The organism is Paraburkholderia sp. J94, assembly GCF_905220285.1.
Lineage (GTDB): Bacteria > Pseudomonadota > Gammaproteobacteria > Burkholderiales > Burkholderiaceae > Paraburkholderia > Paraburkholderia tropica_A.
The window spans coordinates 256,035-268,323 of the sequence record NZ_CAJMZH010000004.1; the positions used below are offsets into that span (position 1 = coordinate 256,035).

At 67.0% G+C, this 12,289-nt stretch carries 13 protein-coding genes; 3 read left to right on the top strand and 10 right to left on the bottom strand.

All coding sequences use genetic code 11. The features are described 5' to 3' along the window. Positions 1-145 precede the first annotated feature (145 nt). From waaC to waaA, 3 genes are all read left to right on the top strand, one after another. Positions 146-1,147, top strand: coding sequence for a lipopolysaccharide heptosyltransferase I (gene waaC / locus U4Y88_RS09835; protein WP_321783665.1), 1,002 nt, complete (start codon positions 146-148; stop codon positions 1,145-1,147). A gap of 253 nt (positions 1,148-1,400) precedes the next feature. Beyond that, a complete protein-coding gene (locus U4Y88_RS09840; RefSeq protein ID WP_321783667.1) occupies positions 1,401-2,285 on the top strand; it encodes a Kdo hydroxylase family protein in 885 nt (294 codons plus the stop codon). Positions 2,286-2,382: 97 nt separating this feature from the next. Then, positions 2,383-3,708 (top strand): lipid IV(A) 3-deoxy-D-manno-octulosonic acid transferase, encoded by a 1,326-nt coding sequence (gene waaA / locus U4Y88_RS09845; protein WP_321783669.1) that lies wholly within the window; start codon positions 2,383-2,385, stop codon positions 3,706-3,708. A 62-nt stretch (positions 3,709-3,770) separates the two neighbouring features. Here waaA and ureG read toward each other — a convergent pair whose 3' ends face one another. From ureG to urtC, 10 genes are all read right to left on the bottom strand, one after another. Then, on the bottom strand, positions 3,771-4,418 hold the full coding sequence (gene ureG / locus U4Y88_RS09850) for an urease accessory protein UreG (RefSeq protein WP_321783671.1): 648 nt from the start codon (positions 4,416-4,418) through the stop codon (positions 3,771-3,773). 39 nt (positions 4,419-4,457) lie between these two features. Next, positions 4,458-5,147 carry an urease accessory protein UreF gene (locus U4Y88_RS09855; RefSeq protein WP_321783889.1) on the bottom strand — a complete coding sequence of 230 codons (690 nt, stop codon included), beginning with the start codon at positions 5,145-5,147 and terminating at the stop codon, positions 4,458-4,460. Next, a complete protein-coding gene (gene ureE / locus U4Y88_RS09860) occupies positions 5,134-5,829 on the bottom strand; it encodes an urease accessory protein UreE (protein ID WP_321783673.1) in 696 nt (231 codons plus the stop codon). Before ureE ends, U4Y88_RS09855 begins: the two co-directional genes overlap by 14 nt. A gap of 47 nt (positions 5,830-5,876) precedes the next feature. Beyond that, entirely contained in the window at positions 5,877-7,583 is a 1,707-nt protein-coding gene (gene ureC / locus U4Y88_RS09865; RefSeq protein ID WP_310630253.1) for an urease subunit alpha, read from the bottom strand. 43 nt (positions 7,584-7,626) lie between these two features. After that, positions 7,627-7,932, bottom strand: coding sequence for an urease subunit beta (locus U4Y88_RS09870; protein ID WP_321783675.1), 306 nt, complete (start codon positions 7,930-7,932; stop codon positions 7,627-7,629). Between the two features lie 11 nt (positions 7,933-7,943). Beyond that, positions 7,944-8,246 (bottom strand): urease subunit gamma, encoded by a 303-nt coding sequence (gene ureA, locus U4Y88_RS09875; protein WP_065057295.1) that lies wholly within the window; start codon positions 8,244-8,246, stop codon positions 7,944-7,946. Positions 8,247-8,503: 257 nt separating this feature from the next. Next, entirely contained in the window at positions 8,504-9,409 is a 906-nt protein-coding gene (locus U4Y88_RS09880; protein ID WP_321783677.1) for an urease accessory protein UreD, read from the bottom strand. 94 nt (positions 9,410-9,503) lie between these two features. Further along, a complete protein-coding gene (urtE, locus tag U4Y88_RS09885; RefSeq protein ID WP_224013991.1) occupies positions 9,504-10,199 on the bottom strand; it encodes an urea ABC transporter ATP-binding subunit UrtE in 696 nt (231 codons plus the stop codon). A 32-nt stretch (positions 10,200-10,231) separates the two neighbouring features. Continuing rightward, entirely contained in the window at positions 10,232-11,086 is an 855-nt protein-coding gene (gene urtD / locus U4Y88_RS09890; RefSeq protein ID WP_224014077.1) for an urea ABC transporter ATP-binding protein UrtD, read from the bottom strand. Between the two features lie 11 nt (positions 11,087-11,097). Further along, the gene (urtC, locus tag U4Y88_RS09895; RefSeq protein WP_310630256.1) at positions 11,098-12,288 is read right to left on the bottom strand and encodes an urea ABC transporter permease subunit UrtC; all 1,191 of its coding nucleotides are present in this window, start codon (positions 12,286-12,288) and stop codon (positions 11,098-11,100) included. Position 12,289: the final 1 nt, after the last annotated feature.

Genomic DNA, 12,289 nt, shown 5'->3' on the forward strand with positions numbered 1-12,289 from the left:
ATCTCGCGATCTGGCACCACAACCCATCCCTCCCACCGCGCCCTTCGAAAACACGCACTTTCCCCCCCCAATTCACGCCAGTTCTCGCCCAAGCCCGCCGGCGCGCTAAAATTGCGGACCTTTCAACCTGTCCGCCCTTCCTGCCTTGAGCGTGCAAAAGATCCTCATCGTGCGCGTGTCGTCGCTTGGCGACGTCGTCCACAACATGCCCGCCATCGCCGATATCCGGCGGCGGTATCCCGACGCGCAGATTGACTGGCTCGTCGAAGAAAGCTTTCAGTCGCTCGTCGAGCTCGTGCAGGGCGTGCGCCGGCCGATCCCGTTTTCGCTGCGGCGCTGGCGCAAGCGCCTGCTGTCGGGCGCCAACTGGCGCGAGATCGGCGCGTTCCGCCGCGCGCTCGCCGCCGAAAAGTACGACCTCGTGATCGACTGCCAGGGTCTCATCAAGACCGCGTGGGTCGCGAGCTGGGCGCGCGGGCCGCTCGTCGGGCTCGGCAATCGCACGGACGGCGCGGGCTACGAATGGCCGGTGCGCTTCTTCTATGACCGCTCGATCCGCATCGAGCCGCGCACGCACGTCGTCGAGCGCACGCGCCAACTGGTCGCGGCGGCGCTCGATCTGCCCGCACCGCAGCCCAGCGACGAGATCGACTTCGGCCTCGACACCTACCGCGCCGCGCAGGCGCTCGCGGGCGTCGGCCTGAATCTGCCGGTGCCGTACGTGGTGTTCGTGCACGCGACCTCGCGCGCCGACAAGCAATGGCCGGACGCCCACTGGATCGAGCTCGGTCAGGCGCTGGTGCGCCGCGGCGCGTCGCTCGTGCTGCCCTGGGGCAGCGACGCCGAGCGTGCGACCAGCGAGCGCCTCGCGCGCGAGTTCGGCGAGGCGGCCATCGTGCCGCCGAAGCTCTCGCTGCCCGCCGTGGTCGGCCTGATCGACGGCGCGGCGGCCACGGTCGGCGTGGACACGGGGCTCGTCCACATCGCGGCGGCGCTGAAGCGGCCGACCGTCGAGTTGTACAATTTCGCGACCGCCTGGCGCACCGGCGGCTATTGGTCGCCGAACGTCGTCAATCTCGGCACTGCGGGGCAGCCGCCCACGCTCGCGCAGGTCAAGGCCGCGCTGGCCGGCTTCGGGCTGCTGTGACGGCGCGAGGCGCCTGCCGGGCAAACGGCTCGACAGGCAATCTCTGACAGACTGCGTCGCATCAAAGCGCGCCGTGCGGCCCGCGGGGTATAAGGAGCGGCGCGTGCGGCAAGGCAATGCCCGCCGCGCGCCACTTCGGGCCGGGCCGTGAACGTCGCGGATGTCGTTGATTTCGCCGATCTCGCCGATATCACGCGCCGCGCGCGCGACGCACAGGCCGGGCAACCAGATCCAATCGCTTGCAGGGGCGACCATGAAAGAATCCCAGATCATCGAAATTACTTCCGCCGACTGGCAGGGCAAAGGTCTCGCGATGCCGCGAGAGACGCTGCTCGATGCGGTCGAGCAGGGCAAGGTGCTGTACTTTCCGAAGCTCGAATTCGCGATCGAAGGCGGCGAGCGCGCGCTGCTCGATCCGGCCATCGCCGACCCGAAGCGCAAGAACATCAGTCTCGATCCGAACGGCGGCGCGCTGCACGGCGTGCTCGGCGACACGGTCACGCAGTCGGCCGTGCGCGCGCTGATCGCGCGTTATCAGGCGTGCGCGCGTTCGCTCGTCGACGGCCTCTTTCCCGAGTACACGGGCAAGCTGCGCGTGGCGCCCACGAGCCTGCGTCTGCATCAGGTGGAAACGCGCGAGACCTCGTGGCGCAAGGACGATTCGCGTCTGCACGTCGATGCGTTCCCGTCGCGCCCGAACTACGGCGAGCGCATTCTGCGCGTCTTCACCAACGTGAACCCGAACGGCGTGCCGCGCGTGTGGCGCGTGGGCGAGCCGTTCGAGGACATGGCCAAGCGCTTCCTGCCGAACATCAAGCCGCAGTTTCCGGGCTCGGCGTGGCTGCAGAATCTGCTGCACATCACCAAGTCGCCGCGCAGCGAGTACGACCATCTGATGCTCAATCTGCACGACGGCATGAAGGCCGATCTCGACTATCAGAAGTCGAGCCCGCAGCAGACCATCAACTTTCCGCCGGGCAGCGTCTGGGTGTGTTTCTCCGATCACACTTCGCACGCGGTGATGTCCGGCCAGTTCATGATGGAACAGACCTTCTTCCTGCCGGCGAAGGGCATGGTGCACCCGGAGTGGGCGCCGCTCGGCATTCTCGAACGTCTCAAGGGTAAGGAACTGGTTTGATCTTCGATTCGAGCAGGGACTCGGGCGCGCGGGTTGTCCGCGCCGCCGCCGCGCCTCGCGCGTTCGTCCGCGCAGTGGCTGCGATCGCGGAGGCCCGATGCTGAGGGCGGTTTATCGCGCGGCCTGGTGGCTGATCGCGCCGCTCGCGGTGCTGCGCCTGTTCATCCGCTCGCGGCGCGAGCGCGGCTATCGCGAACACGTGTGCGAGCGCTTCGGCTATGCGGCCGGACGCTTGCCCGAGGACGACACGCCGCTGATCTGGGTGCATGCGGTCTCGGTCGGCGAGACGCGCGCGGCGCAGCCGCTCATCGACGCGCTGCTGGCGGCGCGTCCCGACGCGCGCATCCTGCTCACGCACATGACGCCGGGCGGGCGCGCGCAAGGCGAGCAGCTGTTCGGCGATCGCGTGCTGCGCTGCTATCTGCCGTACGACATGCCGCACGCGGTGCGGCGTTTTCTGCGCACGTGGCGGCCGTCGCTCGGTCTCGTGATGGAAACCGAGGTCTGGCCCACGCTCATCGACGAATGCAAGCGCGCCGACGTGCCGCTCGTGCTCACGAACGCGCGCATGTCGGCGCGTTCGTTCAAGCGCGCGGCGAAGTTCGGCGCGGGCGCGCGCGAGGTGTTCGGCGGCATCACGCGTGTGCTCGCGCAGAGTCCGGCGGATGCCGAACGCCTCACCGCGCTCGGCGCGCGCAACGTGGCCGTGCTCGGCAACCTGAAGTTCGATATGGCGAGCCCGCCTGCGCTCATCGCGCGCGGACGCGACTGGCACCGCGCGATCGGCGCGCGTCCGGTGTGGGTGGCGGCGAGCACGCGCGAGGGTGAAGAAGAACTCGTGCTGCAGGCGTTCGCGGCGCTCAACGTGCCCGATGCCTTGCTGATTCTCGTGCCGCGTCATCCGCAGCGTTTCGACGAAGTGGCCGCGCTGGTCACGCGCAAGAATCTGAAGCTCGAACGGCGCTCGCAGTGGGCGCCGGCGTCCACCAACGCCGCGCACGCGGACGTGCAAGCCTTGCCGCAGGACGTGAACGTGCTGCTCGGCGATTCGATGGGCGAGATGGGCGCGTATTACGCGGCCGCCGATGTCGCGTTTATCGGCGGGAGTTTGCTGCCGCTGGGCGGGCAGAATCTGATCGAAGCCTGCGCGGTGGGTACGCCCGTGCTGATCGGCCCGCACGTGTTCAATTTCACGCAGGCCACCGCCGATGCCGTGGCGGCGGGCGCGGCGCTGCAAGTGCAGGATCCGGCCGATCTCGCGCGCGCCTTGCGCGAACTCTTCGAGGACAAATCGCGCCGCGTGACGATGGGCGCGGCGGCGGCGGCCTTCGCATCGCGCCATCGCGGCGCGACCGCGCGCACGGTCGACGTGCTCACGACGCTGTTGCCCGAGCGCGCCTCGGCCACGACGGTCGATCTCTGAATCTGAACGACGTTCTCACGATGCGCGCCGCGCGGCGTGCATCGCGAGTCGTTCAACGTCGCTCAGCCAATCAGCAATCCCTTCTTCTCGATGAAGCCGATCACCTGATCGAGGCCGTCGAGCGCCTTCAGATTGCACATCACGAACGGCCGCTCGCCGCGCATCTTCTGCGCGTCGGAGGCCATGATGTCGAGATTCGCGCCCACGAGCGGCGCGAGATCGGTCTTGTTGATCACCAGCAGATCCGACTTCGTGATGCCGGGGCCGCCCTTGCGCGGAATCTTCTCGCCGCCCGCCACGTCGATCACGTAGATCGTCAGGTCGGACAGTTCCGGGCTGAAGGTGGCCGCGAGATTGTCGCCGCCCGACTCGATGAAGACGATGTCCGCATCGGGAAAGCGCGTGAGCATCTGGTCGACGGCTTCGAGGTTGATCGACGCATCCTCGCGGATCGCCGTGTGCGGGCAGCCGCCCGTTTCCACGCCCATGATGCGCTCGGCGGGCAGGGCGCCCGCGACGGTCAGCAGGCGCTGATCTTCCTTCGTGTAGATGTCGTTGGTGATGGCGACGAGGTCGTAGCGCTCGCGCATCGCCTTGCAGAGCATTTCGAGCAGCGTGGTCTTGCCGGAGCCAACCGGGCCGCCGACGCCGACGCGCAGCGGCGGCAGTTTCTTGGTGCGCTTATTGGACGAATTATTGGGCGAATTCATGGGTGAGTGGCTAACGCGAAGTAACGTAAAGCGCGGCGCTCAGGAACGGAACAGCCGCGAGTATTGCGATTCATGGCGCGCGCTCAGAATGCCGAGCTGCGGCGCGAACGTGTTGAGCGAGTCGGGCGGCGTGGCGAGCGCGCGTGCCACGGCGTCGGCGATTGCAGGCCGCAGCGCGACGACGATGCGCTGTCCCGCGACCTGACCGAGCGGCACCGCCTTGAGCGCGGCGGCGGTCTGGTTCTCGACCCAGCTGAACGCGTAGGCGGCGAGCGTTGCATCCGTGGACGCCTCGTGCGCGTAGGCCGCGAAGGCGAACGCCGTGGGTTGTGCGATCGGCGTCATGCGCTCGAGCGTGGCGCGGCGCGCGGCGTCGCCCCATTCGAGCTGCGCACAGAGCTGGCGCAGCGACCAGCCCATCTGCGCGGTCTCGCGGCGCAGTTCCGCCGATTCGCGGCTCGCGATGAATTCGGCGTTGGCGTCGATCAGCGCTTGAGTTGCATCGTCGTCGTGCGAGCGCCAGCGTTCGAGCTGATGCGCGAGGAACGGCAGTTCGCCGGGCGCGAGTACGTTGGCGAGGCCGTGGGCGATCCAGTGCGCGGCGTCGTCGGCGGTCTCGACGAGCTTGGCGTCGATGGCCGCTTCAAGTCCCTGCGAATAGCTGAACGCGCCGATCGGCAGCGCCGGCGACGCGAGATGCAGCAGCGCGGTGAGTTCAGCGATGTTCATGGCTGTGGTCGTGCGCGTGGCCGTCGCAATGACCGTGGTCGTGGCCGCATTCGTGATCGTGGTCGTGATCATGATCGTGATCGTCGCCGTGATCATGGCTGTGATCGTGCGCGTGATCGTGCCCGTGATCGTGCCCGTGATCATGACCATGATCGTGTGCATGATCGTGCCCGTGATGCTCGCCGTACACGCGCTGCGCGAGCGCGTAGTCTTCGGCGAAGGTCGCGTCGTGACCATGCCGATGACCGCCGCCATACGCGCCCGACTCGGGCTGGAACGGCAGTTCCGCGCGCTCGACCTGCGCGCCGAGGCGCTTGAGCATGTCTTCGAGCACGGGGTCGGCTTCGAGCTTCAGTTCGTCGACGCCCACTTCCACGGGCGTATGGCGATTGCCCAGGTGATACGCCGCGCGCGTGAGCGTGAGGCGGTCGTGCGCGCGCACGCGCAGCACGTTCTGCGCCGCCGCGATCACGCGCACGAGGCCGCCGTCGTCGGCGACCAGCATGTCACCGTCGCGCAGCACCGTGCCGCGCGGCAGCACCACGCCAACGTCCTCGCCCGTGTCGAGTCTCGCCGCGAGGCGGCTCTTGCAGCGCTCGTCGTAGGCGAGCGTGAGGGTGGGCGCGCGCTTGACCAGTACCGGTGCGAGCTTCGCGTTGAGTCGTTTGTCGATCGTGCGCATAGTAATACTTCAAACTTCGTCGTATCTGTTCGCGTAACCCGAACAGATCAGAACAGAAAATACCGCTGCGCCATCGGCAGCACCGTGGCGGGTTCGCAGGTGAGCAACTGGCCGTCCGCGACCACCTGGTAGGTTTCGGGATCGACGCTGATCGACGGCTGCCATGCATTGTGGATCATGTCGGCCTTCGTCACGCTCCGGCAGTTGCGCACCGCGACCACGCGCTTTTGCAGACCATAACGATCGACGATGCCTTTGTCGAGCGAGAGTTGCGAAACGAAGGTCAGCGAGGTCTGCGTGAGTGCGCGTCCGCGCGTGCCGAACATCTCGCGATAATGCACCGGCTGGGGCGTCGGAATCGACGCATTCGGGTCGCCCATCTGCGCGAGCGCGATCATGCCGCCCTTGAGAATCAGCGAAGGCTTGATGCCGAAGAACGCCGGGTCCCAGAACACCAGGTCGGCCCATTTGCCCGGCTCGATCGAGCCCACTTCGTGCGCGATGCCGTGCGTGAGCGCCGGATTGATCGTGTACTTCGCGACGTAGCGCTTGACGCGGAAGTTGTCGTTGCGCGCGTTGTCTTGGGGCAGCGCGCCGCGCTGCACCTTCATCTTGTGCGCGGTCTGCCACGTGCGGATGATGACTTCGCCCACGCGGCCCATTGCCTGGGAATCCGAAGAAAGCATCGACAGCGCGCCGAGATCGTGCAGGATGTCTTCGGCGGCGATGGTCTCGCGGCGGATGCGCGATTCGGCGAACGCGATATCTTCGGCAATCGACGGATCGAGGTGATGGCAGACCATCAGCATGTCGAGGTGTTCGTCGAGCGTGTTGACGGTGTACGGGCGCGTGGGATTGGTCGAGGAGGGCAGCACGTTCGCTTCGCCGCACACCTTGATGATGTCGGGCGCGTGACCGCCGCCCGCGCCTTCGGTGTGATACGTATGGATCGTGCGGCCCTTGAACGCGCCCACGGTCGCTTCCACGAAGCCCGATTCGTTGAGCGTGTCGGTGTGGATCGCCACCTGGGTGTCGGTGTCGTCGGCCACGCTCAGGCAGTTGTCGATGGCTGCGGGCGTCGAGCCCCAGTCCTCGTGCAGCTTCAGGCCGATCGCGCCGGCGGCGATCTGTTCCTCGGCGGGCGCGGGCAGGCTCACGTTGCCCTTGCCGAGAAAGCCGAGGTTGATCGGCCAGCCGTCGGCGGCCTGGAGCATGCGTTCCATGTGCCACGGGCCCGGCGTGCAGGTCGTGGCGTTGGTGCCCGTCGCGGGGCCAGTGCCGCCGCCGAGCATCGTCGTCACGCCGCTCGCGAGCGCTTCGTCGATCTGCTGCGGGCTGATGAAGTGGATGTGCGTGTCGATGCCGCCCGCCGTGACGATCTGGCCTTCGCCCGCGATCACTTCGGTCGAAGCGCCGATCGGAATCGTCACGCCCGGCTGCACGTCGGGATTGCCCGCCTTGCCGATGCGCCAGACGCGGCCGTCCTTGATGCCGATGTCGGCCTTCACGATGCCCCAGTGATCGATGATCACGGCGTTGGTCACGACCGTGTCGGCGACTTCGGCGTGCAGGCGCTGCGACTGGCCCATGCCGTCGCGGATCACCTTGCCGCCGCCGAACTTCACTTCGTCGCCATAGACGGTGTAGTCGCGCTCGATCTCGATGAGCAGTTCGGTGTCGGCGAGACGCACGCGGTCGCCGGTCGTGGGGCCGAACATCTCCGCGTAGGCGCGGCGGCCGATCTTCAATGTCATATCGGATTCCTGATGAATTCGAGGCGTCGTGAGGCGCGCCGCGTCAGAGCGGGCCCATCACCTTGCCGTTGAAGCCGTAGACCGCGCGCTCGCCCGCGAGCGCGACGAGTTCGACGGTGCGCTCCTGGCCGGGCTCGAAACGCACGGCCGTGCCCGCCGCGATGTTCAGGCGGAAGCCGCGCGCGGCTTCGCGCTCGAACGTGAGCGCTTCGTTGACTTCGTAGAAGTGGTAGTGCGAGCCGATCTGTACCGGGCGGTCGCCCGTGTTCGCGACCGTCACGCTGACCGTTTCGCGGCCCGCGTTGAGTTCGATTTCGCCGTCGTCGATCAGCATTTCGCCGGGGATCATGGGCGCGTCCTTCAGGGAATCGGATGGTGGACGGTGACGAGCTTGGTGCCGTCGGGGAAGGTCGCTTCGACCTGGATATCGGGGATCATCTCGGGCACGCCGTCCATCACGTCGTCGCGCGTGAGCAGCGTGGTGCCGTAGTGCATGACCTCGGCGACGGTCTTGCCGTCGCGGGCGGCTTCCATCAGCGCGGCGCTGATGAACGCCACGGCTTCCGGGTAGTTGAGCTTGAGGCCGCGTGCGCGGCGCCGTTCGGCGAGCAGCGCGGCGGTGAAGATCAGGAGCTTGTCTTTCTCGCGTGGCGTGAGCTTCATCGTTCTGGTTCGGTTGGGGCAAGTCGGCTGGCGTGGTGCGTGCGTTCAGCTTACGGGAGCCACGTTACGGACAGCTTGCTGCCTCGCGCGCGGCGCGCACGATTCGATGCAAGCTCACAGCAAGGTGTGTGCCAATGAAGGGGACAGCGTGGATGCACCATTCATGCGGTCTTTGTGCACCGCATTGGCGTATCGATGGCGCGAGATTGTGCGCAGGCGCGCGAGTGCGCGCCAGGATGGTGCGACGAGTATGCGGCTCAGGTCGTCCAGAGACGCAGCGGCGCGGCCTTCACGCCGTGCACGAACGGGCGCAGCTGCGTCCAGCATTGCGCGAGCGTGGTTTGCAGCGGCTCCATCGAGCGGCTTACCACGCGCACGAGCAGCACGCCCGGCGCGACGCAGCTCGCGCCCGAGCGCAGCGTGTCGTCGAAGGGCAGCGTGGCGGCGAGATCCTGCGCGAGCGCGTCGGTGCAGGCGGGGCCGATCGCCCACAGCACGCCGAATGCCGGAAAACCCGCGAGACCTTGCGGCGCGTCGCGCAGCGGATCGGCGGCGTCGATCAGCGCGCGCTCGAACCAGAGCAGTTGTTCTTCCGCGTCGGGCGTGGCCGTGCGCACGACGCGCGTGAGCGCGCGCAGCATGCCCGCCGACCAGCGCTCGCCCGCGGCCTGGCGGCCCAGTTGCGTCGCGTCCCAGCCGATGGCCGTCGCGCCCGCGCCGAGCGTGAGCGCGAAGTCCAGCTCCGCGTGCGCGTCATCGAAGACGAGATTGTTCTGCGGCAGCCAGTCGAGCTTCGCACCGTCGCCGACATGCACCTTGATGCGCTGGCGCGCGACGCGGCCGTTCGACTTGTACCACTTGGTCGCGCCCGGCGTGGTGATCACGGCGTGTGCGCCGTCGCCGACGTTCACGTCGATATCGAGCCGGTCGCCGCCCGCGATGCCTGCTGGCGGATGCACGATCACCGCGTGGCAGATCGCATCGCCTTCGGGATAGAGCGGACGTTGCACGCGCAGCGGCCCCACGTGCAGACGATGCGTGAGCGCCGTGCGCGACGTCTTTTGCAGCTCGAAACCGAGTTCGAGCTTCGCGGCCCATTCGGGTTGCGCGGCGTTGCGCAGCGTAGTGTTGGCGAGCGCGGCGTGATCTTCGTGAAGCGACATGCGGATTTCGTGCGGACCAGTGCGGAAGTTGGCGTGGAGGATAGCACGCGGGGCCGCGCGTCCCGACCGGTGCAAAATCCGCGTGATTTCCCGATTAAACGGCGATCAGCTCGCGCACGCCGTCCGCATCCATCTGCGCGCCCGCGCCGCCTGCAACGATCTCGCCACGGCTCATCACCCAGTAACGATCGGCGATGGCCTTCGCGAAGTCGTAATACTGCTCGACCAGCAGCACCGTGAGGTTCATTTCTTCGACGAGCCTGCGCAACGTGCGCCCGATCTCCTGAATGATGGAAGGCTGAATGCCTTCGGTCGGTTCGTCGAGAATCAGCAGTTGCGGTTCGCTCATCAGCGCGCGGCCGATCGCGAGTTGCTGTTGCTGGCCACCGGAGAGATCGCCGCCGCGCCGCGCCTTCATGTCCTTGAGCACGGGAAACAGCGTGTAGATATGCTCGGGCACGCCCTTGGGCATGCGCTTCTTGCTCGCCGCGCCCACCAGCAGATTCTCTTCGACCGTGAGACGCGGAAAGATATCGCGCCCTTGCGGCACATAAGCGAGGCCATGCGCCACGCGCGCATGCGTGGGCATTTTCGTGAGCGCGGTGTCGCCCCACGCGATGCTGCCGTTCTTCGTCGGCACCACGCCCATCAGGCAGCGCAGCAGCGTGGTCTTGCCCACGCCGTTGCGCCCGAGCAGCACCGTGAGTTCGCCTTCGGGCACCGTCATCGAGACGTTGCGCAGGATGTGGCTGCCGCCGTAATACTGGTTCAGCGATTCGATTGTGAGCATGTCGATGCCTTGTCGGGCTTGGTGGAAGCGGCTCAGCGGCCCAGATACGATTCGATCACTGTCTCGTCGCGCTTGACCTCGTCGAGCGTGCCGTGCGCGAGCACGCGGCCTTCGGCCATCACGGTCACGCGTCCGGTCTCGCCCGCGAGCGCCGCGACGAATTCCATGTCGTGCTCGACCACCATCATCGAGCAGCTGCCGCGCAGGCGATTGAGCAGCGCGGCGAGTTCCATCGTCTCGTCGTCGGTCATGCCGGCGGCGGGTTCGTCGAGCAGCAGCAGTTGCGGCTTCTGCATCAGCAACATGCCGATTTCGAGGCGCTGTTTCTGCCCGTGCGAAAGCTCGCCCGCGAGTCGGCGCGCGTCGCTTTCGAGGCGGATCGTTTCAAGCGTCTGTTCGATCTTCGCCTGCGCGTCGCGCCCGAGCCGCGCGCGCAGCGTGGCGAACCAGCCCTTGTCGGCCTTCATCGCGAGTTCGAGGTTTTCCCACACGGGATGCTGCTCGAACACGGTCGGCTTCTGGAACTTGCGGCCGATGCCCACGCGCGCGATCGCCGGTTCGTTCATGCGCGTGAGGTCGAGCGTCTGGCCGAGAAATACCTTGCCCGAATCGGGCGAGGTCTTGCCGGTGATCACGTCCATCATCGTGGTCTTGCCCGCGCCGTTCGGGCCGATCACGCAGCGCAACTCGCCCGAGTCGATCTCCAGCGAGAGCTTGTTGAGCGCGCGAAAGCCGTCGAAGCTCACGGTCACGTCTTCGAGATACAGGATCGTGCCGTGCGAGGTGTCGATCACGCCGGGCTCGACCACGTGACCCATATCGGCGACGCCCGAGAGCGTGAGGCCTTCCTCGTCGAACGGATTGTGATTGAGCGGATCGTTGAGCATGATGTGTCCGTTCATGAGCGCTTGCCTCCTGCCGCGAGCTTCAGGCGACGCGCGGCGAGTTCGATCAGGCCCATGATGCCGTTGGGCAGCAACAGCGGCACGAGCACGAAAATGAGGCCGAGGAAGAACAGCCAGTATTCGGCGAAATACGCGGTGAAGAAACTCTTCGCGCCGTTCACGGCGAATGCGCCGATGATCGGGCCGATCAGCGTGCCGCGTCCGCCCACGGCCACCCAGATCGCCATTTCGATCGAGTTGCCCGGCGACATTTCGCTCGGATTGATGATGCCGACCTGCGGCACGTAGAGCGCCCCCGCGATGCCGCACAACATTGCCGAGACGGTCCAGATGAACAGCTTGTAGCCGAGCGGGCTGTAGCCGAGGAACATCAGGCGCGTTTCGCCGTCGCGCACGGCGGTGACCACGCGCCCGAGCTTCGAGGTGACGATCGCGCGCGCCGCGAGAAACGCGAGCACGAGCGTGGCGAAGGTCAGCAGGAACAGCACCGTGCGCGTGCCCGGATGCGTAATCGGCATGCCCGCGATGCGCTTGAAATCGGTGAAGCCGTTGTTGCCGCCGAAGCCGGTCTCGTTGCGATAGAACAGCAGCATCGCCGCGAAGGTCATGGCCTGCGTGATGATCGACAGATACACGCCCTTCACGCGCGAGCGGAACGTGAAGAAGCCGAACACCCACGCGACCACGGCGGGCACGAGCACCACGAGCAGCAGCGCATAGCCGAGGTGCTGCGTGCCGCTCCAGTACCACGGCATGCTGTGCCAGTCGAGAAACACCATGAAGTCGGGCAGATCGCTGCCGTACTTGCCGTCGTGGCCGATCTCGCGCATCAGGTACATGCCGATGGCGTAGCCGCCGAGCGCGAAGAACAGGCCGTGGCCGAGACTCAGGATGCCGCAGTAGCCCCAGACGAGATCGAGCGCGAGCGCGGCGATCGCGTAGCACATGAGCTTGCCCGCGAGCGTCATCGTGTAGGCCGAGAGATGCAGCGCGCTCGATTGCGGCAGCACCAGCGCGCACAGCGGCACGCCCACGCCCATCACGATGATCAGCGCGATGAGCGCGAGCCACGCGCGCCGCGAGAGCAGGGCGGGGCGCGCGGGCAGGCCGAGCGCGAAGGTCTCGGCGCTGCCGTCGTGCGGCGCGAGCGAAGGACGCGGCGAAGTGGAAGTGGCGGTCGTCATG